The organism is Pseudomonas fluorescens, assembly GCF_018614655.1.
Classification (GTDB): Bacteria; Pseudomonadota; Gammaproteobacteria; order Pseudomonadales; family Pseudomonadaceae; genus Aquipseudomonas; species Aquipseudomonas fluorescens_BX.
Map to the genome: position 1 here is coordinate 18041 of NZ_JAGGOG010000025.1, position 22170 is coordinate 40210.

Annotated in this window: 16 protein-coding genes and 2 tRNA genes; 13 read left to right on the forward strand and 5 right to left on the reverse strand. The window is 59.6% G+C overall.

Features of this window, described 5'->3' with window-relative positions:
- Positions 1 to 52 precede the first annotated feature (52 nt).
- The 4 genes from J7E41_RS23595 to J7E41_RS23610 form a co-directional block, all read right to left on the reverse strand.
- Positions 53 to 1618 (reverse strand): ABC transporter permease, encoded by a 1566-nt coding sequence (locus tag J7E41_RS23595; RefSeq protein ID WP_214996697.1) that lies wholly within the window; start codon positions 1616 to 1618, stop codon positions 53 to 55.
- A complete protein-coding gene (locus J7E41_RS23600) occupies positions 1618 to 2643 on the reverse strand; it encodes an extracellular solute-binding protein (RefSeq protein WP_214996699.1) in 1026 nt (341 codons plus the stop codon). Before J7E41_RS23600 ends, J7E41_RS23595 begins: the two co-directional genes overlap by 1 nt.
- Positions 2644 to 2835: 192 nt before the next feature.
- Positions 2836 to 2922, reverse strand: a tRNA-Leu gene (locus J7E41_RS23605).
- A gap of 177 nt (positions 2923 to 3099) precedes the next feature.
- Positions 3100 to 3186: transfer RNA gene (locus tag J7E41_RS23610), tRNA-Leu, on the reverse strand.
- 224 nt (positions 3187 to 3410) lie between these two features.
- On the opposite strand from J7E41_RS23610, the gene rnr reads away from it, so the two are divergent.
- From rnr to J7E41_RS23675, 13 genes are all read left to right on the forward strand, one after another.
- Positions 3411 to 6047, forward strand: coding sequence for a ribonuclease R (gene rnr / locus J7E41_RS23615; protein WP_214996707.1), 2637 nt, complete (start codon positions 3411 to 3413; stop codon positions 6045 to 6047).
- A complete protein-coding gene (gene rlmB / locus J7E41_RS23620; protein ID WP_155582783.1) occupies positions 6044 to 6799 on the forward strand; it encodes a 23S rRNA (guanosine(2251)-2'-O)-methyltransferase RlmB in 756 nt (251 codons plus the stop codon). The genes rnr and rlmB overlap by 4 nt, the downstream gene beginning before the upstream one ends.
- Before the next feature lie 350 nt (positions 6800 to 7149).
- Positions 7150 to 7572, forward strand: coding sequence for a 30S ribosomal protein S6 (rpsF, locus tag J7E41_RS23625; protein WP_003217491.1), 423 nt, complete (start codon positions 7150 to 7152; stop codon positions 7570 to 7572).
- Positions 7573 to 7600: 28 nt separating this feature from the next.
- Positions 7601 to 7831: a 30S ribosomal protein S18 gene (rpsR, locus tag J7E41_RS23630; RefSeq protein ID WP_002551829.1), complete on the forward strand. Its 231-nt coding sequence runs from the start codon at positions 7601 to 7603 to the stop codon at positions 7829 to 7831.
- 36 nt (positions 7832 to 7867) lie between these two features.
- Positions 7868 to 8761 (forward strand): hypothetical protein, encoded by an 894-nt coding sequence (locus J7E41_RS23635; protein WP_214996709.1) that lies wholly within the window; start codon positions 7868 to 7870, stop codon positions 8759 to 8761.
- An 18-nt stretch (positions 8762 to 8779) separates the two neighbouring features.
- Positions 8780 to 9226, forward strand: a complete 447-nt coding sequence (rplI, locus tag J7E41_RS23640; RefSeq protein WP_003171376.1) for a 50S ribosomal protein L9 — start codon at positions 8780 to 8782, stop codon at positions 9224 to 9226.
- Between the two features lie 119 nt (positions 9227 to 9345).
- Complete coding sequence (gene dnaB / locus J7E41_RS23645) at positions 9346 to 10740, forward strand: replicative DNA helicase (RefSeq protein ID WP_058411329.1); 1395 nt, start codon at positions 9346 to 9348, stop codon at positions 10738 to 10740.
- A gap of 151 nt (positions 10741 to 10891) precedes the next feature.
- Positions 10892 to 13195 (forward strand): YgiQ family radical SAM protein, encoded by a 2304-nt coding sequence (locus J7E41_RS23650; protein ID WP_214996711.1) that lies wholly within the window; start codon positions 10892 to 10894, stop codon positions 13193 to 13195.
- Positions 13196 to 13338: 143 nt separating this feature from the next.
- Positions 13339 to 14259, forward strand: a complete 921-nt coding sequence (locus tag J7E41_RS23655; protein ID WP_214996713.1) for an NAD synthetase — start codon at positions 13339 to 13341, stop codon at positions 14257 to 14259.
- Entirely contained in the window at positions 14256 to 14708 is a 453-nt protein-coding gene (locus tag J7E41_RS23660; RefSeq protein WP_214996715.1) for a hypothetical protein, read from the forward strand. The genes J7E41_RS23655 and J7E41_RS23660 overlap by 4 nt, the downstream gene beginning before the upstream one ends.
- Before the next feature lie 208 nt (positions 14709 to 14916).
- A complete protein-coding gene (locus J7E41_RS23665; RefSeq protein ID WP_214996717.1) occupies positions 14917 to 18207 on the forward strand; it encodes a DUF2126 domain-containing protein in 3291 nt (1096 codons plus the stop codon).
- Between the two features lie 229 nt (positions 18208 to 18436).
- A complete protein-coding gene (locus J7E41_RS23670) occupies positions 18437 to 20923 on the forward strand; it encodes a circularly permuted type 2 ATP-grasp protein (RefSeq protein WP_214996719.1) in 2487 nt (828 codons plus the stop codon).
- Positions 20923 to 21813 carry a transglutaminase family protein gene (locus tag J7E41_RS23675; RefSeq protein ID WP_214996721.1) on the forward strand — a complete coding sequence of 297 codons (891 nt, stop codon included), beginning with the start codon at positions 20923 to 20925 and terminating at the stop codon, positions 21811 to 21813. The genes J7E41_RS23670 and J7E41_RS23675 overlap by 1 nt, the downstream gene beginning before the upstream one ends.
- Positions 21814 to 21977: 164 nt before the next feature.
- Here the strand turns inward: J7E41_RS23675 and J7E41_RS23680 are convergent, their stop codons facing one another.
- Positions 21978 to 22166, reverse strand: coding sequence for a hypothetical protein (locus J7E41_RS23680; protein WP_214996723.1), 189 nt, complete (start codon positions 22164 to 22166; stop codon positions 21978 to 21980).
- Positions 22167 to 22170: the final 4 nt, after the last annotated feature.

The following is a 22170-nucleotide window of genomic DNA, read 5'->3' on the forward strand; positions in this document are numbered from 1 at the left end:
TCCTGACGAAACGCGGTCAAATGTGGGAGCGGGCTTGCTCGCGAAGGCTATCTCAGCGGCTCAGATACATCCGCGTCGTCAGCAGATAAACCGGCAACCCCGATACCAGAATCAATAGCGCCGCATAAGGCGCTGCCGCCGCAAACTCCACATTCGACGTGTGTGCCCAGACGGCCGTGGCCAGCGTATTCAGCCCAGTTGGACTAAGCAGCAACGTCGCCGTCAGCTCCTTCATCGCATCCAGAAATACCAGCGCAAACGCTGCCCCCAACGCCGGGAAGATAATCGGCAGTGTTACTCGACAAAACGCACTGAACGAAGATGCACCGAGTGTCCGCGCAGCCTCTTCCAGCTGCGGCGCCGCCTTGTTCAGCGCCGTACGAATTGGCGCCTGGGCCAGCGGCAAAAACAACAGCGCATAAGCGATCAGCAGCAATGCCGACGTCTGGTACAGCGCCGGCACGTAATGCAGGGCGAAATACACCAGCGTCAATGCAATCACCAGGCCGGGCAGGGCATGCAACAGATACGGCAAGCGTTCGGCCCACAGTGCCAGTGGGCCCTTGTAGCGCACCACCAGCAGGCCTACTGGTACCGCCAGCACCAAACACAGCGCCGCGCCCCCCAAGGACAGCGCCAATGATGAAAGCAGCGCCTCGCTGATCTCGGCCACCGGAAACGCCGCCGACGAGCCAACCGCCAGCCAATAACCGAGCATCCCCAATGGAATGCCGCTGCCAATGACCGCCAGTATCAGGCAATAAAGCTGCCCCAGTGGCGCCCATTTTCCGAGTCGAACTTGCTCTGCATGCCGCGCCGCGCCCTGGCCGGTACGCACGTGTCGGCCCTTGCCGCGTACGCGCAACTCCAGCCACAGCAAGGTCAGGCACATCACTAGCAATACAGCGGAGAGCATCGCCGCATTGGCGTTGCTGAATTCCAGTTCGAACTGCTGATAGATCGCGGTGGTAAAGGTCTGCAGGCCGATGATCGACAAGGCGCCGAACTCCACCAGCATATGCAGGGCGATCAGCAGTGAGCCGGCCAGCAGCGATGGCCACAACAGCGGCAAGGTGATGTGAAAGAATACGCCCCAGCGGTTCAGACCCAGGGTGCGGGCCGATTCTTCCAGGGAGGGGTCAAGGTTGCGCAGGGTGGCTGCCACCGGCAGAAACACCAGCGGATATTTGGAGAGCGTCATCACCAGAATCGCTCCGCCCAGCCCCTCAAAGTTCGCGCTCAGGGATACCCAGGTAAAGCTGCTGACAAATGCCGGGACCGCAAAGGGCAGGCACAGAATCACTCCCCAGATGCGCCGCCCTGGCAGGTTGCTGCGTTCCAGCAGCCAGGCGAGGGAGAGGCCGATCACACCGCAGGCCACGGTGACGCCGACCATCAGTGCCAGGGTATTGCGCAGCAAGCCGAAGACATAGGGCCGCCACAGCAGATGCACGGCCTCAGCCCAGCCTGCCTGCCAAGCCTTGAGGCCGACATACACCAGCGGCAACAGGCTTAGGCCTACCAGCAGCAACACCGGCAACAGTAGCCAGACCGAAGGGCGTTTGCGTCCTGGAATAAAACCCCCGTGCGAGGCGGGGGTGGAGAGCGATGAGGTCATCAGTTCAAGCCAACGTCACGTTCCAGTTCCAGGGCTTCTTCGGCGTTGCCCAAGTCGGCAGGGGTGACTTTCGGCGGTTGCAGTTCGCTGAAAGGCTTGAGGCCGCGGTTGGATTCCATGCCTTTGCGCAGCGGGTATTCAGCTGAGGTGTTGGTGATTACCCGCTGGCCTTCTTCGCTGGCCATGAAAGCCAGCAGTTGCTGGGCTTCTTTCGGATGTTTGCTGGACTTCAATGCTGCAGCGGCGGATACGGTAATCAAGCCACCTGCATCACCGTCGGTGAAGTAGTGCAACTGAGAGTCCAGATTGGTTTTTTCCTTCTTCAGGGCGAACCAGTAGTAGTTGTTCACCAGGACGGTGGCGACTTCGCCGTTTTCCACCGCTTTGAGGGCAACCATATTGTTGCTGTAGACCTTGCCGAACGCCCTCAGGCCGGTCAGCCATTCTTCGGCGGCTTCGCGACCGTGCAGCTTGATGATCGCCACGGCCTGTTCCTGGAACGCGCCGCTGGTGGGGACGAAACCGACTTTGCCTTGCCACTCGGGCCCGGCGAAATCCAGCACTGACTTGGGCAGGTCTTTCTCGGCAATCAGTTTGGGGTTGAACGCGACGACTCGGGTTCGTGCGGTCACGCCCATCCAGGCGCTGTTGCCAGCCACGTATTCCTTGGGCAGTACGTCGAGGGTGCTGGCGTCGATGGTTGCCAGCAGGCCTTGTTCGCCAAGTTTATTCAGTGGCGGCGATTCTTCGGTGTAGATCACGTCGGCGGGGGAGCGATCGCCTTCTTCGACGACCTGGCTAGCCAGTTGGTTGCTACTGCCCTTGCGTACATTGACGTGGATGCCAGTCTTGGCTTCGAAGGCCTTGGCAAGTTCATCGCCGACCTCCTTGTGTTGGCCGTTGTACAAGGTCAGTGCAACCTTGTCGGCGGAATAGGCAGTGGGTGACAGCAGGGTCAGGCCGAGCAGAGTGATGGTCAAGCCACGCAGAAGGGATGTCTTGAGACGGGTATCGCGGATCATCATTCGCAGGATTCCTCACTTAAGTGCAACAATTTGTGAGAATGATAAACGATCGTAGAGGCTGTCGAGTGAAACGAGACTGCGATTTCTCAAGCGCGCCGCAAAACAAACAGGAAATTTCTGTAGGCCAGAAACGCAAAAACCCGCTTTCGCGGGTTTTTGTGAGACTCAAGGTTTTAACCTTGAGTTTGGAATTGGTGCCCAGAAGAAGACTCGAACTTCCACGACCTTGCGGTCACCAGCACCTGAAGCTGGCGTGTCTACCAATTTCACCATCTGGGCAATATCAGCAACGTTGCCGCTGTTGATGGAGCGAACTATACGGAGCGGCTTTTGATCTGTAAACCCCTGATTTGAAATTATAAATCAAGTTTTTCGTTAAAAATCAAAGGCCTGTAACGCAAAAACCCGCTTTCGCGGGTTTCTGTGAGACTCAAGAGTTAACCTTGAGTTTAGAATTGGTGCCCAGAAGAAGACTCGAACTTCCACGACCTTGCGGTCACCAGCACCTGAAGCTGGCGTGTCTACCAATTTCACCATCTGGGCAGCATCGGCAACGTTGCCGTCGTCGATGGCGCGCACTATACGCAGCGCACTTTTGACTGTAAACCCCCGTCATCAAAAAAGCCTGGAAAATTTCGCAAGCGGTCGTGCAAGGTGCGTTCCGAGGGCTGCAAAGTGCTTTTACGGGCTTGTTGACACCTGAAATTTCCCGTTTCAATACGCGTATGCCAAACTAACCCGCATATAGACAAGGTGAAAACTCTCTAATGGCCGATTGGCAGTCCCTCGATCCCGAGGCCGCTCGTGAAGCGGAAAAATATGAAAACCCTATTCCTAGCCGCGAACTGATCCTGGCGCATCTCGCCGATCGGGGTTCGCCTGCTAGCCGCGAGCAGCTGGTCGAAGAGTTTGGTCTGACCACAGAGGACCAACTCGAAGCCCTGCGTCGCCGCCTGCGCGCCATGGAGCGCGACGCTCAACTGATCTACACCCGCCGCGGCACTTATGCGCCGGTGGACAAGCTTGACCTGATCCTGGGCCGTATCAGTGGCCACCGTGATGGTTTCGGCTTCCTGATCCCGGATGACGGCAGTGACGATCTGTTCATGAGCCCGGCGCAAATGCGCCTGGTGTTCGATGGCGACCGTGCGCTGGCCCGTGTGTCCGGCCTGGACCGTCGTGGCCGTCGCGAAGGCGTGATCGTCGAAGTGGTGTCCCGTGCCCACGAGTCCATCGTCGGCCGTTACTTCGAAGAAGGCGGTATCGGCTTCGTTATTCCGGATAACCCGAAGGTCCAGCAGGAAGTGCTGGTGACTCCGGGCCGCAATGGCGCCGCCAAGGTCGGGCAGTTCGTCGAGGTGAAAATCACTCACTGGCCAACCCCGCGCTTCCAGCCACAAGGCGATATCGTCGAAGTGGTCGGCAACTACATGGCGCCGGGCATGGAAATCGATGTTGCGCTGCGCACCTACGATATTCCTCACGTCTGGCCTGAGGCTGTGCTCAAAGAAGCCGCCAAGCTCAAGCCGGAAGTTGAAGAGAAAGACAAAGAGAAGCGTATCGACCTGCGTCATCTGCCGTTCGTCACCATTGACGGCGAAGATGCCCGCGACTTCGACGATGCGGTCTACTGCGAAGCCAAGCCCGGCAAGCTGCGCCTGTTCTCCGGCGGCTGGAAGTTGTTCGTCGCGATTGCCGACGTTTCCAGCTACGTGAAGATCGGTTCGGCCCTGGACAACGAAGCCCAGGTGCGTGGCAACTCGGTGTACTTCCCTGAGCGCGTGATCCCGATGCTGCCTGAGCAGCTGTCCAACGGCCTGTGCTCCCTGAACCCGAAAGTCGACCGTTTGGCCATGGTGTGCGAGATGACTATCTCGAAAACCGGTGAAATGACCGACTACCAATTCTACGAAGCGGTGATCCACTCCCAGGCGCGTCTGACCTACAACAAGGTCAGCACCATCCTGGAGCAGCCGAAAACCAGCGAAGCCAAGGCGCTGCGCGGTGAGTACGGTCATGTCGTGCCGCATCTGAAGCAGTTGTATGCGCTGTACAAGGTGTTGCTGGGGGCGCGTCATGTTCGTGGCGCGATCGATTTTGAAACTCAGGAAACCCGGATCATCTTCGGTTCCGAGCGCAAGATCGCCGAAATCACGCCGACTACCCGTAACGATGCTCACAAGCTGATCGAGGAATGCATGCTGGCGGCCAACGTGGCCACTGCTGAGTTCCTGAAGAAGCATGAAATTCCTGCGTTGTACCGGGTCCACGATGGCCCGCCGCCAGAGCGTCTGGAAAAACTGCGCGCGTTTCTCGGTGAGCTCGGCCTGTCCCTGCACAAAGGTAAGGATGGCCCGTCGCCGAAGGATTACCAGGCGCTGTTGGCCAGCATCAAGGATCGTCCGGATTTCCATCTGATCCAGACCGTGATGCTGCGCTCCCTGAGCCAGGCGGTGTACAGCGCTGATAACCAGGGCCACTTCGGCCTGAATTACGAAGCGTATACCCACTTCACCTCGCCGATTCGTCGCTACCCGGACTTGCTCACGCACCGGGCGATTCGCAGCGTGATCCACTCCAAGCAGAACACTCCGCACGTCCAGCGCGCCGGGGCAATGACTATTCCGAAGGCGCGGATCTATCCGTACGACGAAGCGGCCCTGGAACAGTTGGGCGAGCAGTGCTCCATGAGCGAGCGCCGTGCCGACGAAGCCACTCGCGACGTGGTGAACTGGCTCAAGTGCGAGTTCATGAAAGACCGCGTGGGCGAGTCGTTCCCGGGCGTGATCACGGCCGTCACCGGCTTTGGTCTGTTCGTCGAGTTGACCGACATCTACGTCGAAGGCCTGGTGCACGTCACCGCTTTGCCGGGTGACTACTACCACTTCGATCCTGTGCATCACCGCCTGGCGGGCGAACGCACCGGACGCAGCTTCCGCTTGGGCGATACCGTGGAAGTGCAGGTCATGCGTGTCGACCTCGATGAGCGCAAGATCGACTTCGGTATGTCCGAAAAAACCATCGCTGCGCCAATTGGTCGCAAGAAGCGTGGCGCTGAAACCACCGCACCTGCCGGCAAAGGTAAGGGCGCTCCTGCGAAAGCTGCAGTTGAGCCGGCGCCGGCCAAGGTTGCTGGTCGTCGCTCGTCAGCCAAGGAAAAAGCCCCCGAGGCTTACCGTCCAAGCGATGCCGCGGCAAAAAATGCCGAGCTGCGTAAAAGCCGTGAACTGAAACAGGCACTGCTGAACGAAGCGAAAAGCGGTGGTAAAGCGGCGTCTGGGGGAAAGTCCCACGGGGCGGAAAAGCCGTCGAGCAAGCCAAGTAAACACCGTAAAGGCCCGCCAAAAGCGGGTTCGGCCCCCGCGAAAAGTGGTGGGTCACGCAAACCTAAGGCCAAACCATGAGTCTGGAAAAAATCTATGGCGTGCATGCCGTAGAAGCATTGCTGCGTCACCACCCGAAACGCGTCAAACAGGTGTGGTTGGCGGAGGGTCGTAGTGAGCCGCGTGTACAAGCGCTGGTCGAGTTGGCCAACGAAAACCGCGTGGCGATAGGTCAGGCTGAGCGTCGAGAAATGGACGCTTGGGTCGAAGGCGTTCACCAGGGTGTAGTGGCGGATGTGAGTCCGAGTCAGGTCTGGGGCGAGGCGATGCTTGACGAGCTGCTCGACCGTACCGAGGGTGCTCCGCTGTTGCTGGTGCTGGATGGGGTGACCGATCCGCATAACCTGGGTGCCTGTCTACGTTCGGCGGATGCTGCCGGTGCGTTGGCGGTGATTGTGCCTAAAGACAAGTCGGCGACCTTGACGCCTGTGGTGCGTAAAGTCGCCTGCGGTGCTGCGGAAGTGATTCCGTTGGTGGCCGTGACTAACCTGGCGCGCACCCTGGAGAAACTCCAGCAGCGTGGCCTATGGGTTGTGGGTACGGCGGGGGAGGCCGAGGTCAGCATTTATGACCAGGACCTCACCGGCCCTACCATCCTGATCATGGGCGCTGAAGGTAAGGGCATGCGTCGCCTGACCCGCGAGCATTGTGATTACCTGGTGAAGCTGCCGATGGCCGGTAGTGTCAGCAGTCTCAATGTTTCCGTGGCGACTGGCGTTTGCCTGTTTGAAGCCCTGCGTCAGCGCGGCGCCAAGGCCAAAGCCAAGAAGTAACTCAAATGTGTGCGGGCTTGCTCGCTATGCGGTTGTAGCCGCTGCCAAGGTACGAGGCTGCGATGCGTGTCCGCAGGACCGCCCTGGGGGCCGCTACGCAGCCCATCGCAGCCTTGTACCTCGGCAGCGGCTACAGTCGCATTCGCCGCTCCCACATTGGTTTTTGGTGTATTCGACATTGTTCAAATAATCACCAATTGCCTTGCGCCCATCCTTCCCCTTCTCTACAATTGCGCCCCTTGCCTTCCTGGCGGGCACGCATGTGCCTCCCTGCGGCAAGATCCATAAGTGTCATTCACTCCTTGTCTGACCGTTTTTGAGCGGCAGGCTACAACCCGTAAGGAGCATTCATGCGTCATTACGAAATCATCTTTTTGGTCCACCCGGATCAAAGCGAGCAAGTCGGCGGCATGGTTGAGCGTTACACCAAGCTGATCGAAGAAGACGGCGGCAAAATCCACCGTCTGGAAGATTGGGGCCGTCGTCAACTGGCCTACGCAATCAACAATGTTCACAAGGCTCACTACGTGATGCTGAACGTTGAATGCACTGGCAAGGCCCTGGCCGAGCTGGAAGACAACTTCCGCTACAACGATGCAGTGATCCGTAACCTGGTCATCCGTCGCGAAGAAGCCGTTACCGGCCAATCCGAGATGCTCAAGGCTGAAGAAAACCGCAGTGAGCGCCGTGAGCGTCGCGACCGTCCTGAGCACGAAGGCGCTGAAAGCGCTGATAGTGATGACAGCGACAACAGCGATAACGCTGACGAGTAATCCACGGACCTTTTAAGGAGCCTATCAAATGGCACGTTTCTTCCGTCGTCGTAAATTCTGCCGCTTCACCGCTGAAGACGTGAAGGAGATCGATTACAAAGATCTCAACACTCTGAAAGCTTACGTATCCGAGACCGGCAAAATCGTTCCAAGCCGCATCACCGGTACCAAAGCTCGTTATCAGCGTCAGCTGGCCACCGCTATCAAGCGCGCCCGCTTCCTGGCCCTGCTGGCCTACACCGACAGCCACGGCCGCTGAGACCGGGCAGTCGACAAGTAGTAAGGGATTGAATGCATGCGCGCCTTAGCTGAGTTCATCATGCGCGGTCGTGTGCAGGCCACTCTGGTAGTGGCTGGATGTGCAGCATTGCCGTTGTTGTATTGGTTGGGTGCTGCCGCAGGTTGCCTTGTGCTGCTGCGGCGCGGTTTGAAGGACGCCCTTGGTGTCCTTGCCCTGGGGTTGCTGCCGGCCTTGATCTGGTGGCTGCAATTCGACGATCCACGGGTACTTCTGGTACTGCTGGGGTCTTCGAGCCTTGCGTTGGTTTTACGCGCAAGTGAGTCCTGGAACCGTACGCTGCTGGTCAGCGTGGCATTGGGAGTGGTGTACGCAGTGGTGTTGGGCGCGGCTTTCCGCCCGCAAATCGAGGCGCTGGCGCAGGAGTTGGTAAAAATCCTGCCGCTGGCCCTCGGGGATCTCTACCAGAAGTTGTCGGTAGAGGAGCGAGCGCGCCTTGCAGCACTGATTGCACCGGTACTTACCGGCCTGATTGCGGCACTGTTGCAGATCGTCAGTGTGCTGAGCCTGATTCTTGGGCGCTACTGGCAGGCGTTGTTGTATAACCCGGGTGGTTTTGGTCGCGAGTTTCGCAGTATCAGAATCCCCGCAGGACCAGCGATGTTGCTGCTGGCGCTCATGCTTGTAGGGCCGAATTTCGGTCCACAAATGGCCATGTTGACGCCGTTGTGCAGCGTACCGTTGGTGTTTGCCGGACTGGCCCTGATGCACGGGCTGGTGGCGCGCAAGCGCCTGGCCAAGTTTTGGCTGGTGGGGATGTACGTGACGCTGTTGCTGTTTATGCAACTGATCTATCCGTTACTCGTGGTTTTGGCCATTGTCGACGGCCTGATTGATTTTCGCGGACGTTTGGCGCCGAAAGACGCTGACAATGCGAACGGTGAAGGTTAAAAGTTAGAGGATTTTCACATGCAACTGATCCTTCTGGAAAAAGTCGCCAACCTGGGCAACCTGGGCGACAAAGTGAACGTTAAGGCCGGTTACGGTCGTAACTACCTGCTGCCATACGGCAAAGCCACCGCTGCAACCGCTGCCAACCTGGCTGCGTTTGAAGAGCGTCGTGCTGAGCTGGAAAAAGCAGCAGCAGACAAAAAAGCTTCGGCCGAAACTCGCGCTGCCCAACTGGCTGAGCTGGAAGTGACTATCACTGCCACCGCCGGTGACGAAGGCAAGCTGTTCGGTTCGATCGGCACCCACGACATCGCTGATGCACTGACCGCCTCCGGCGTTGAAGTGCAGAAGAGCGAAGTTCGTCTGCCGAACGGCACCATCCGCAACGTTGGCGAATTCGATGTAGCTGTGCACCTGCACGCTGAAGTCGAAGCAACCGTACGCGTTGTTGTGGTAGCTGCTTAAGCTGCATTAACTGACTGGCACCTCTGGTGTCAGGCGGTTAACATCGGGCACGATCCTGTTTACAGGTCGTGCCTTTTGTTTTCCTGTAACCCCTGATTTTCCAACTATTCCAAGTGGCCATGAACGATATCTCCGCTCCTGAGCAATACGATCTGCAAACCGCTGCCCTGAAGGTGCCGCCGCATTCCATCGAGGCCGAACAGGCCGTGCTCGGTGGTCTGATGCTGGACAACAACGCCTGGGAACGCGTGCTGGATCAAGTCTCGGACGGTGACTTCTATCGCCATGACCACCGCCTGATCTTCCGTGCCATCGCCAAACTGGCCGATCTGAACTCCCCCATCGACGTCGTGACCCTTGCCGAGCAATTGGACAAGGAAGGTCAGACTTCGCAAGTGGGTGGTCTCGGTTACCTGGGCGAACTGGCGAAAAACACCCCATCGGTAGCCAACATCAAGGCCTATGCGCAGATCGTCCGCGCACGGGCGACCTTGCGGCAACTGATCGGCATCGCCACGGAAATCGCCGACAGCGCCTTCAACCCGGAAGGGCGCACGGCTGAAGAGATCCTCGACGAAGCCGAGCGGCAGATTTTCCAGATCGCCGAAGCCCGGCCAAAAACCGGCGGCCCGGTGAGCGTCAATGACCTGTTGACCAAGGCCATCGACCGTATCGACACCTTGTTCAACACCGACAACGCCATCACCGGCCTGTCCACCGGCTACACCGACCTCGATGGCATGACCAGTGGCTTGCAGCCATCCGACTTGATCATCGTTGCTGGCCGTCCGTCCATGGGTAAGACCACCTTCGCCATGAACCTGGTGGAAAATGCGGTGCTACGCAGCGAGAAGGCCGTACTGGTCTACTCCCTGGAGATGCCAGGTGAATCGTTGATCATGCGTATGCTCTCGTCCCTTGGCCGCATTGACCAGACCAAGGTCCGGGCGGGCCGCCTGGAAGACGACGACTGGCCGCGCCTGACCTCGGCCGTCAACCTGCTCAATGACCGCAAGCTGTTCATCGATGACACTGCCGGTATCAGCCCCTCGGAAATGCGCGCGCGCACCCGTCGTCTGGTGCGCGAGCACGGTGATGTTGGCTTGATCATGATCGACTACCTGCAGTTGATGCAGATCCCTGGTTCCGGTGGCGATAACCGGACCAACGAGATTTCCGAGATCTCCCGCTCGTTGAAAGCCCTGGCCAAGGAATTCAACTGCCCGGTGGTTGCGCTGTCGCAGCTCAACCGTTCCCTGGAGCAACGTCCGAACAAACGCCCGATCAACTCCGACTTGCGGGAATCCGGAGCGATCGAGCAGGATGCTGACGTAATCATGTTCGTGTACCGGGACGAGGTCTACCACCCGGAAACCGAGCATAAAGGCATCGCCGAAATCATTATCGGCAAGCAGCGGAACGGCCCGATCGGCACCACGCGCCTGGCGTTTATCGGTAAGTACACCCGCTTCGAGAACCTGGCGCCGGGCAGCTACAACTTCGACGACGAATAACGGCAAGTCGAATCGTCGCACCGCCGCTCCCACATTTGAAAGCATTCACTATTCAAGACTCGCCACAATTCCGACCGTTACCGTCGGAATTGGTCAAATTTTGTGCTATATTCCGCGCCCGCGATTTTTCATCTCAACACCGGTCATCGTCATGCAAACAGCCAAGCCGTTATTTGACTATCCCAAGTACTGGGCCGAATGTTTCGGTCCAGCGCCATTCCTGCCCATGAGCAGGGAGGAGATGGATCAACTTGGCTGGGATTCATGCGACATCATCATCGTCACCGGTGATGCCTATGTCGACCACCCGTCTTTCGGTATGGCAATCATCGGCCGGCTGCTGGAGTCCCAGGGCTTTCGCGTCGGGATCATTGCTCAGCCGAACTGGCAGTCCAAAGACGACTTCATGAAGCTTGGCGAGCCGAACCTGTTCTTTGGCGTCGCGGCCGGCAACATGGACTCGATGATCAACCGCTACACCGCCGACAAGAAAATCCGTTCCGACGACGCCTACACTCCCGGTGGCATGGCGGGCAAACGCCCGGACCGTGCGAGCCTGGTCTACAGCCAGCGTCTCAAGGAAGCCTACAAGCACGTGCCGATCGTGCTTGGCGGCATTGAAGCTTCCCTGCGCCGCATCGCGCACTACGACTACTGGCAGGACCGAGTGCGCAACTCGATCCTGATCGACGCCGCCGCCGATATCCTGCTGTACGGCAACGCCGAGCGGGCCATCGTCGAAGTCGCCCAGCGCCTGTCGTGGGGCCACAAGATCGAAGACATCACCGACGTGCGCGGCACCGCGTTCATTCGCCGCGACACGCCGGCAGGCTGGTACGAAGTGGACTCCACGCGTATCGACCGTCCGGGCAAGATCGACAAGATCATCAACCCGTACGTGAATACCCAGGACACCCAGGCCTGCGCCATTGAGCAGGAAAAAGGCCCGGTTGAAGATCCTGAAGAAGCCAAGGTCGTACAGATCCTCGCCAGCCCGCGCATGACCCGCGACAAGACAGTGATCCGCCTGCCGTCCGTGGAAAAAGTCCGTGGCGACTCGGTCCTGTACGCCCACGCCAACCGCGTATTGCACCTGGAAACCAACCCAGGTAATGCCCGCGCCCTGGTGCAGAAGCACGGTGAAGTGGACGTGTGGTTCAACCCACCGCCCATTCCGATGACTACCGAAGAAATGGACTACGTGTTCGGCATGCCATACGCACGTGTCCCGCACCCGGCGTACGGCAAGGAAAAGATCCCGGCCTACGACATGATTCGCTTCTCGGTGAACATCATGCGTGGCTGCTTCGGCGGCTGCACCTTCTGCTCGATCACCGAGCACGAAGGCCGGATCATCCAGAACCGTTCCGAAGAGTCGATCATTCGCGAGATTGAAGAGATCCGCGACAAGGTTCCAGGCTTTACCGGTGTCATCTCCGACCTCGGCGGCCCGACCGCGAACATGTACCGCATTGCCTGCAAGAGCCCGGAAATCGAATCCGCATGCCGCAAGCCGTCCTGCGTGTTCCCTGGTATCTGTCCGAACCTGAACACCGATCACTCTTCCTTGATCCAGTTGTACCGCAGTGCCCGTGCGCTGCCGGGTGTGAAGAAGATCCTGATCGCTTCCGGCCTGCGCTACGACCTGGCCGTCGAGTCGCCGGAATACGTTAAAGAGTTGGTGACCCACCACGTCGGTGGCTACCTGAAGATCGCCCCGGAACACACCGAGGAAGGTCCGCTCAACCAGATGATGAAACCGGGCATCGGCAGCTATGACAAGTTCAAGCGCATGTTCGAGAAGTACACCAAGGAAGCAGGCAAGGAGCAGTACCTGATTCCTTACTTCATCGCCGCCCACCCGGGCACCACTGATGAAGACATGATGAACCTGGCCTTGTGGCTCAAGGGCAACGGCTTCCGTGCCGACCAGGTGCAGGCGTTCTACCCATCGCCGATGGCCACCGCCACCGCGATGTACCACTCGGGCAAGAACCCGCTGCGCAAGGTCACCTACAAGAGCGACTCGGTGACCATCGTCAAGAGCGAAGAGCAGCGCCGTCTGCACAAGGCGTTCCTGCGCTACCACGATCCGAAAGGCTGGCCGATGCTGCGTGAAGCATTGACCCGCATGGGTCGCGCCGACCTGATCGGGCCGGGCAAGGACCAGTTGATCCCGTTGCACCAGCCGGCCACCGACAGCTACCAGAGCGCCCGTCGCAAGAACTCGACGCCGGCTGGCAGCCACAAGGTCGCCAAGGAAACCACCACCAAGATCCTCACCCAGCATACCGGCTTGCCGCCGCGTGGCAGTGATGGCAGCAACCCTTGGGACAAACGCGAACAAGCCAAGGCCGCTGCAATGGTCCGTAACAAACAGGCCGCCAAGGAACGCACCGACGCGGCCAAGGGCAAAGGCAAGAAGCCTGCCCGCAAGCCGGTAGTGCCGCGTTGATCGCGGCCTGAACCACAAAACGCCAGCCCCGTGCTGGCGTTTTGCTTTCTGGCGGGTGGGTTACCTGTTTGTTAAGGTGGCGCCCATTAAATCGCCTTCGCGAGCAAGTTCAGTCGCCACCCATTTCAAGGAAGAACACCTCTATGAGCAACCCCCTGCTCAACATCGGCATGGACTCCAACCGCTCCCAGTTCATGGCTCGCCAGCGCATCGAAAGCCAGATCAACCTGCCGCGTTTATTTGCCGCCATTGATGCGGACCCCGGCATTGTCGGTGCCGGTGTGGTGTATATCGATGCTGACTTCAACATAGTGACCCTGCGTGAATTCAAGCCACTCTGTAGCATTACGCCCAAGCGCGTTATTTTGCGGGAGGCGCAGAAGTACATTGCCCCTACGCAATTTGCTGAACACGTAGTCAGTAATCCGCGCGAGTCCCGCCTGATTGGCGAGGCGATGAATACCACTATTTCGTGTGTAGGTGCTGTCATCAGTTGGGCTGCTATTGCCAGCGGAACCATTTTGGTTCCCTTCAGCGCCGGCACGAGCTCCGTCATCGTTGTGGTCGGATACGCGGCTGCTGGTGCAAGCGCACTCCAGTGTTTCAATGGCATTACTCGAACGGCACTCGAGGTCGCCAGGCCAGAAGGAAATGATTGGCTCGACAGCGAGGCGTGGTATCAGAACACCTCAACTGTTTTGGACGCAGTATCGTTAGCTGGAGTAGGCGCATCCGCCCTTACGACGATTAAACTCGTCAATGTCGCTAAGGTGGCCACAGGCAAGACCTTGCGCGAAGTGCTTCGTGGCTTGAATCGACAAGAAAGAGCGAAGCTCACAAAAGAACTGCTGACCATCAATGATCCTCGCCTGACATCGAAGATGCTCAAGCTCAAGCAATTGTCAGGCGAGTTGCCCAAGCGTTTTACCCCGACTCAACTTAAACACAGCACCAAGACCCAAATTAAAGACGCCTTAGGCGCAACGGCAGGCTTTGTTGGGAGTGCTTATACGGGCAACATAAAAACCATCGCATTGGGGCTGTATGAGGAGGTGGGCGAATGAGCGAGCTGATGACGCTTCGTGATTTTTTCAGGCATTACTTCCTTACTTTTATCGGTGGTGTATTTGCGGCCTATTTTTCTTTGGGTTTCACTACAGCGCTTTCCTTTGCGACCTATTTTCGTGATGCGCCTCTCGCCGGCGGATTGGGCTTTTCGATCATGCTCACCGGAGCGTTTCTGATCCTGCTGACGGTCCATAGCAATTTCATGATTTTGCGTGGGCGACCGTCGTGGATGTGGGTAATGGTGGGCATTTACTTCGCTTGCCTTGTGTTTGTGCTTCCAATGATTCAGTACAAACCGCACACCGTTCTTTATGGCCTTGCGTTGGTTTTTCCGCTGTTTGGCCTATTGATACTCAACAGTGCCGTTCAGCGAGATATGCGTATTAAACTCGTGGAAATCCGCCATCTTCGTCAGGCAGTAAAAGCCTCGCATAAAAACCGGTAGGTACCACGGCACGGCTTGCCATCTGGGTAGATTCACCACCCACCCCCGCACTCCTGCCACAAATATGTGCAACCCTCGCACCACGAGGGCCGCCGTCGCGCTGTTTTGGTGCTGTACTGCACCGGGTCCATTGATAAAGCGCAACAGCCCCCGCACTGGCATAAGTCTTGCGCGCTTTGTTTCATGCTCTGGCTCGCAGGAGGCCGCCGTGTCGATTCATGTCGCGTTGCACCATGTCACGCACTACCGCTACGACCGCTCAGTCGAGCTCGGCCCGCAGATTGTGCGCCTGCGTCCGGCGGCACACAGCCGCACGCGGATTTTGTCGTATGCGTTGAAGGTGTTGCCCGAGCAGCACTTCATCAATTGGCAGCAAGACCCCCAGGGTAATTACCTGGCACGGTTGGTGTTTCCGGAAAAGACCGATGAGTTGCGCATTGAAGTCGACCTGGTCGCCGAGATGGCGGTGTTCAATCCCTTCGACTTCTTCCTTGAACCCTACGCCGAAAAAATCCCGTTCAGCTACGCCGCCGATGAGCAGCGCGAGCTGGCGCCGTACCTGGAAACCCTGCCGCTGACGCCGAAATTCGCCGCTTACCTGGCAGGTATCGACCGTACACCGTTGCCGGCCGTGGACTTCCTTGTAGGGCTCAATCAGCGCTTGGCTGCCGATATCGGCTACCTGATCCGCATGGAGCCCGGCGTACAAACCCCGGAGTTCACCCTGGAAAACGCTTCCGGCTCCTGCCGTGACTCGGCCTGGCTGCTGGTGCAATTGCTGCGCAACCTGGGCCTTGCTGCACGGTTTGTGTCCGGTTACCTGATTCAACTGACCGCCGACGTCAAAGCCCTCGATGGCCCGTCCGGTACGGAAGTGGACTTCACCGACTTGCACGCCTGGTGCGAGGTGTACTTGCCCGGCGCCGGCTGGATTGGTCTTGATGCCACCTCCGGCTTGTTCGCCGGAGAAGGACATATCCCGTTGGCTTGTAGTCCTGATCCTTCTTCAGCGGCACCCATCAGTGGTCTGGTGGAACCTTGCGAGTGCGAATTTACCCACGAGATGTCGGTGGAGCGGATCTGGGAAGCCCCACGGGTTACCAAGCCTTACACCGAAGAACAATGGCTGGCGATCCAGGCCTTGGGGCGGCAGATCGATAGTGACCTGATCAAGGACGATGTGCGCCTGACCATGGGCGGCGAGCCGACCTTCGTCTCCATCGACGATCCCGACGGTGCCGAGTGGAACACCGCCGCCCTGGGGCCGGACAAACGCCGGCTGTCCGCGGAGCTTTTCCAGCGCATGCGCAAGCATTACGCGCCCAAGGGGCTGGTGCATTTTGGCCAGGGCAAGTGGTACCCCGGCGAGCAACTGCCGCGCTGGTCCCTCAACTGCTACTGGCGTCGGGACGGCCTGCCGATCTGGCACAACAGTGCGCTGATTGCCGATGAGCAACAGGACTATGGTGCTGATGGTGTGATGGCGGGGCGTTTTCTTGCCAGTGTCGCCGAGCGCTTGAAATTGCCGGCGCGTTTTGTCTTCCCGGCTTACGAGGACAATTTCTACTACCTGTGGCGCGAAGGCGCGCTGCCGCAAAACGTTACCGCCGAAGACCCGCGACTGGGCGACGACCTGGAACGTGAACGTCTGCGTAAGGTATTCACCCAAGGGCTGGATAAAGTCATCGGCCAGGTGCTGCCATTGGCACGTACGGCGGCCAATGACCGCTGGCAGAGCGGGCGTTGGTACCTGCGGGAGAACCATTGCCGCCTGGTGCCGGGGGATTCGCCTCTGGGTTATCGCCTGCCATTGGCCTCGCAGCCTTGGGTGACGGCGGCGGAATATCCGTTCGTGCATCCCACCGACCCCAATCAGGACTTGCCCGAACTGCCCACCGTTGCGCAACTGCAAAGCCATGGCGAACCGGCCCTGAGTGAAGACCGCGAGCCGAAGATCGACGAGTCCGCCGACTGGCTGACGCGCACCGCCTTGTGCGCCGAAGCGCGGGAAGGCCGGCTGTATCTGTTTATGCCGCCGCTGGAGCGGGTCGAGGATTACCTGGCGTTGGTGGCGGCCATCGAAGCCACCGCCGAAGAACTGCACTGCCCTGTGCTGCTGGAAGGCTACGAACCACCCAGCGATCCACGCCTGAGCAACTTCCGGGTAACCCCGGATCCGGGTGTGATCGAGGTTAATGTGCAGCCGTCCGCTACCTGGGACGAGTTGGTGGAACGTACTGAATTTCTCTACGAACAAGCCCGGCAAACCCGCCTGACCACCGAAAAATTCATGATTGACGGTCGCCATACCGGTACCGGCGGCGGTAACCACTTCGTCCTTGGCGGTGCCACGCCGAAGGACTCGCCGTTTCTGCGTCGCCCCGACCTGCTGCGCAGCCTGATCAGCTACTGGCATAACCATCCGTCATTGTCCTACCTGTTTTCCGGACTGTTCATCGGCCCGACGTCCCAGGCGCCACGGGTCGATGAGGCCCGTAACGATGCGCTGTATGAACTGGAAATCGCCTTCGCGCAGATGCCCGCACCGGGTGAAGAGTGCCCGCCTTGGTTGGTAGATCGCCTGTTGCGCAACCTGCTGATCGACGTCACCGGCAACACCCATCGCGCCGAGTTCTGCATCGACAAGCTCTACTCGCCGGACGGCGCCACCGGCCGCCTGGGCCTGCTGGAATTGCGCGCCTTTGAAATGCCGCCCCACGCACGCATGAGTCTGACGCAACAATTGCTGCTGCGGGCGCTGGTTGCGCGGTTCTGGCATGAACCCTATGCGCCGCCGAAGCTGGCGCGTTGGGGGACCGAACTGCACGACCGTTTCCTGCTGCCACATTTTATCGAGCAGGATTTTGCCGATGTGATCGTCGAATTGAACGCTGCCGGTTATCCGCTGCGGGCCGAATGGTTTGCTGCGCACCTGGAGTTCCGTTTTCCCAAGGTCGGCGATTACGCCGTCAGCGGCATCGAGCTGGAACTGCGCCAGGCCCTGGAACCCTGGCATGTGCTGGGGGAAGAGGGCGCGGTGGGCGGCACGGTGCGCTATGTCGATTCGTCCCTGGAGCGATTGCAAGTCAAGGTGAGTGGCTTGCCGCCGCAACGTTACCTGCTGACCTGCAACGGCATCCCGGTACCACTGCAACCCACCGGGCGTGTCGGTGAGTTTGTCGCCGGCGTGCGTTACCGCGCCTGGCAACCGGCCAACTGTCTGCAGCCGACAATCCCGGTGCACGCGCCGTTGGTATTCGATTTGCTGGATACCTGGATGCAACGCTCGCTGGGGGGCTGCCAGTACCATGTCGCCCATCCGGGTGGGCGTAATTACGACAGCTTGCCGGTCAATGCCAATGAAGCTGAAAGCCGGCGCATGGCGCGGTTTTTCCGCTTGGGGCACAGTCCGGGCAAGCTGCCGGTGCCGACGGAAGTGATCAATGATGAATTGCCGATGACCCTGGATTTGCGGCGCTTCCCCAATAAAAATGACTAAGCGCGATCTAAAATGTGGGAGCGGCGGTGCGACGAGGGCGGTTGTAGCCGCTGCCGAGGCACGAGGCTGCGATGGGCTGCATAGCGGCCCCAATGGGCGGTCCTGCGGACACGCATCGCAGCCTCGTGCCTCGGCAGCGGCTACAACCGCCTTCGCGAGCAAGCCCGCACACATTAGATTGCAGTGAATCTGAGTTAATCTGACTTCCCTTGCCTCTGCCGAGCGTTCCATGTCCGACTTGCTCGACCGTTACCCGCTGACCGCGGGCACCTATCATGAACTGCTGGACGACAGCGGCGCGGTCCGTGCCCATTGGCAGCGCTTGCTCGACCACCTGCAACGCAGTACACCGGCGCAACTGGCTCAGCGCCAGGCGCTGCTGACCCGGCAGATTCAGGAAAACGGCGTGACCTACAACGTCTATGCCGACCCCAAGGGCGCCGATCGGCCCTGGGAACTGGACCTGTTGCCCCATGTGCTGGCGGCGGATGAGTGGAAGCACTTGTCGGCCGGCATCGCCCAACGGGCGCGGCTGCTCAATGCGGTGTTGGCGGACCTCTACGGTCCGCAACGGTTGATCGCCGAAGGTTTGCTGCCGGCAGAACTGGTGTTTGGCCATAACAATTTTCTGTGGCCATGCCAGGGCATCCAGCCGCCGGACGGGGCTTATTTGCACCTGTACGCGGTGGACTTGGCGCGCACGCCGGATGGTCGTTGGTGGGTCACGGCTGACCGCACCCAGGCGCCGTCTGGCGCAGGTTATGCCCTGGAAAATCGCACCATCGTGTCCCGCGCTTTCCCGGATCTGTACCGCGACTTGCAGGTTCAGCACCTCACCGGCTTCTTCCGTACCTTGCAGGAAACCCTGGCCCGCCAGGCGCCCGGCGACGACCAGCCACCGCTGATCGTGCTGCTGACCCCTGGCCGTTTCAACGAAAGCTATTTCGAACACCTGTACCTGGCCCGCCAGCTCGGCTACCCGTTGGTGGAAGGTGGCGATCTCACTGTGCGCGATGCCACCGTCTACCTGAAAACCCTCAGCGGCCTGCGCCGGGTGAACGCCATCATGCGTCGGCTGGACGACGACTTCTGTGACCCGCTGGAGCTGCGCACCGACTCGGCCCTTGGCGTCCCAGGCCTGCTCGACGCTGTGCGTCAGGGCAACGTGTTGGTGGCCAATGCCCTGGGCAGCGGTGTGCTGGAGTCTCCCGGTTTGCTGGGCTTTCTGCCGAAGATCAACCAATACCTGTTTGGCGAAGAACTGATCCTGCCGTCCATCGCCACCTGGTGGTGCGGCGAAGCGCCAGTGCTCGCCGAAGCGCTGGAAAAACTGCCGGAGCTGCTGATCAAGCCGGCATTCCCGTCCCAGAGCTTCGCCCCGGTATTCGGCCGCGACTTGAACCACGAACAACGCCAGGCCTTGGCCGAGCGCATGCAGGCGCGGCCTTACGCTTACGTCGCCCAGGAGTTGGCGCAATTGTCCCAGGCGCCGGTCTGGCACACCGTCGATGACCATCTGCAACACCGCGCCATTGGCATGCGTGTTTACGCAGTGGCCAGCGATGACGATTACCGAGTATTGCCCGGTGGCCTGACCCGTGTGGCCGCCGAAGCCGATGCCGAAGTGGTATCGATGCAGCGTGGCGGCGCGAGCAAGGACACCTGGGTGTTGGGGGAACGAGCGCCCGGCGGTGAGCAGTGGCGGGCGCAACGTTCGATCGGTACCCATGACCTGGTGCGGCGTGATCCGTATCTGCCATCGCGGGTGGTGGAAAACCTGTTCTGGTTCGGCCGTTATTGCGAGCGTTGCGACGACAGCGCGCGCTGGCTGCGTGTTGTCCTGGCGCGTTATGTCGACGGAGATGACCCGCTGGCGTTGCAGGCGGCGGTAGAGCTTGGCGAAAGCCTGCGACTGTTGCCGGAGGAGGGCACGTTGCCTGAGCGGCTGCAGGCGGCGCTGCTCGGTGATGACTGGCCGTCGAGCCTGCGGGCCAATCTGCAGCGCTTGCAGTGGGCGGCGTCCCAGGTGCGTGGCAAGTTGTCCCGGGAAAACTGGCAGGCATTGGTGGAGTTGCAGCGCGAAGCCATGGAGCTGGAAAGTGAGGCGCCGGATTTTGGCGAGTTGCTGGATTTCCTCAATCGTCTGGTGATGTCTCTGGCGGCGCTGTCCGGCTTTGCCCTCGACGATATGACCCGTGACGAAGGCTGGCGCTTTTTGATGATGGGCCGGCGTATCGAGCGTCTGCAATTTCTCAGCAGCAGCCTGGCGGCGTTTTTGCGCGGGGTGGCGGTGTTCGATCAAGCGGGGCTGGAGTGGTTGCTGGAGCTGGGCAACAGCAGCATCACCTACCGCTCGCGCTACCTGGCAGTGCCGCAACTGATCCCGGTGCTGGACCTGTTGCTGCTGGATGAACAGAACCCCCATGCGGTGTTGTTCCAACTGAAGCTGGTGAGCCGTACCTTGCGCCGTTTGAATGACGACTTCGGCGTGCCTCGGGAGACCGGGTTGACACCGTTGGTGGAGCGCCTGGCACGGTTTGACCTGGGTTGCCTGGAGAACCCGTTGTTCGGCGAAACCAGCGTGCGTGCGGCTCTCGATGGCCTGGCGGACCTGCTGCAAGCGGTCGCCGATGAAAGCGGGCAAGTCTCCGATCGCCTGGCCTTGCGCCATTTTGCCCATGTGGATGATGTCAGCCAGCAAACGGTGTCCGTGTGATGAGTGCCCGCTACCAGATTTTCCACGATACCCATTACCACTACGACAGTCCGGTGTCGCTGGCCCAGCAGCTTGCTCACTTATGGCCACGGCCGTGTGCCTGGCAGCGTTGCACGTGGCAACAGTTGGACATCAGCCCCGAGCCGACGTCGCGTCGGGATGAGCTGGACGTGTTTGGCAACCCGATCACCCGCCTGGCGTTTGAGCGGCCGCACGATGAGTTGCTGGTCAACGCCGGGCTGACGGTGGAGGTTCTGGCGCGACCGCGGCTGGATTTCAGCCAGTCACTGCCCTGGGATCAGGCTCGCGAGGGCTTGACCTACAGCAGTCAGCCGCTGTCGGTCGAGGTGATCGAGGCGTGCCGGTACCGCTTTGAATCGCCTTACGTGCATTTGAAGAAAAGCTTCGTCGAGTTTTCCGAAAGCTGCTTTCCACTGGGTCGCCCGCTGTTGCTGGGGACTCAGGCGCTGATGGAGAAGATTTTCAGCGAGTTCACCTTCGATGCCGAAGCCACCCAAGTGGCCACGCCGCTGGTGGAAGTGCTGGAACGCCGGCGCGGCGTGTGCCAGGACTTTGCCCACCTGATGCTCGCTTGCCTGCGTTCCCGGGGCCTGGCGGCGCGTTATATCAGTGGCTACCTGCTGACCCAGCCGCCACCCGGCCAGCCACGGCTGATCGGCGCCGATGCGTCCCATGCGTGGGTTTCAGTATTTTGTCCGGTGTTGGGGTGGGTGGACTTTGACCCGACCAACAATGTGCAGCCGGCACTGGAGCACATCACCCTGGCCTGGGGCCGGGATTTTTCCGATGTCTCGCCGTTGCGGGGGGTGATTCTGGGGGGAGGGAGCCATGACCCGGAAGTACGGGTGACGGTGATGCCGCTGGAGTAACGGGGTTGTTGTGGCGAGCGGGCTTGCCCGCGTTGGGCTGCGAAGCAGCCCCAGTAAGCTCACCGCGATCTTTCAGACAGATCTCGGCGGCAGATTTTGGGGCCGCTGCGCAGCCCAACGCGGGCAAGCCCGCTCGCCACAGGGGATTTGTTACACAGTGTGCCTCAGGCGTCAGGCGCCTGATCTTTCGGTGCTTCGGTCTCGTCAGTTGCAACTGTACCTTCTGCATCCGGGTTCAGTGCACCGGCCTCTTCATCGGCTGCAACTTTCTTGCGTTGCAGTTTTTCCTCTTTCTTCTGTTCCTTGGCCAAGTCTCTCTGACGTTTGGCGAAGGAGTAATTAGGTTTTGCCATGGGC

What these genes read in the sequence shown, in the direction of transcription:
- J7E41_RS23595 (WP_214996697.1), bottom strand. Translation starts at nt 1,618, where the DNA reads ATGACCTCATCGCTCTCCACCCCCGCCTCGCACGGGGGTTTTATTCCA.
- J7E41_RS23600 (WP_214996699.1), bottom strand. Translation starts at nt 2,643, where the DNA reads ATGATGATCCGCGATACCCGTCTCAAGACATCCCTTCTGCGTGGCTTG.
- rnr (WP_214996707.1), top strand. Translation starts at nt 3,411, where the DNA reads ATGGCCGATTGGCAGTCCCTCGATCCCGAGGCCGCTCGTGAAGCGGAA.
- rlmB (WP_155582783.1), top strand. Translation starts at nt 6,044, where the DNA reads ATGAGTCTGGAAAAAATCTATGGCGTGCATGCCGTAGAAGCATTGCTG.
- rpsF (WP_003217491.1), top strand. Translation starts at nt 7,150, where the DNA reads ATGCGTCATTACGAAATCATCTTTTTGGTCCACCCGGATCAAAGCGAG.
- rpsR (WP_002551829.1), top strand. Translation starts at nt 7,601, where the DNA reads ATGGCACGTTTCTTCCGTCGTCGTAAATTCTGCCGCTTCACCGCTGAA.
- J7E41_RS23635 (WP_214996709.1), top strand. Translation starts at nt 7,868, where the DNA reads ATGCGCGCCTTAGCTGAGTTCATCATGCGCGGTCGTGTGCAGGCCACT.
- rplI (WP_003171376.1), top strand. Translation starts at nt 8,780, where the DNA reads ATGCAACTGATCCTTCTGGAAAAAGTCGCCAACCTGGGCAACCTGGGC.
- dnaB (WP_058411329.1), top strand. Translation starts at nt 9,346, where the DNA reads ATGAACGATATCTCCGCTCCTGAGCAATACGATCTGCAAACCGCTGCC.
- J7E41_RS23650 (WP_214996711.1), top strand. Translation starts at nt 10,892, where the DNA reads ATGCAAACAGCCAAGCCGTTATTTGACTATCCCAAGTACTGGGCCGAA.
- J7E41_RS23655 (WP_214996713.1), top strand. Translation starts at nt 13,339, where the DNA reads ATGAGCAACCCCCTGCTCAACATCGGCATGGACTCCAACCGCTCCCAG.
- J7E41_RS23660 (WP_214996715.1), top strand. Translation starts at nt 14,256, where the DNA reads ATGAGCGAGCTGATGACGCTTCGTGATTTTTTCAGGCATTACTTCCTT.
- J7E41_RS23670 (WP_214996719.1), top strand. Translation starts at nt 18,437, where the DNA reads ATGTCCGACTTGCTCGACCGTTACCCGCTGACCGCGGGCACCTATCAT.
- J7E41_RS23675 (WP_214996721.1), top strand. Translation starts at nt 20,923, where the DNA reads ATGAGTGCCCGCTACCAGATTTTCCACGATACCCATTACCACTACGAC.
- J7E41_RS23680 (WP_214996723.1), bottom strand. Translation starts at nt 22,166, where the DNA reads ATGGCAAAACCTAATTACTCCTTCGCCAAACGTCAGAGAGACTTGGCC.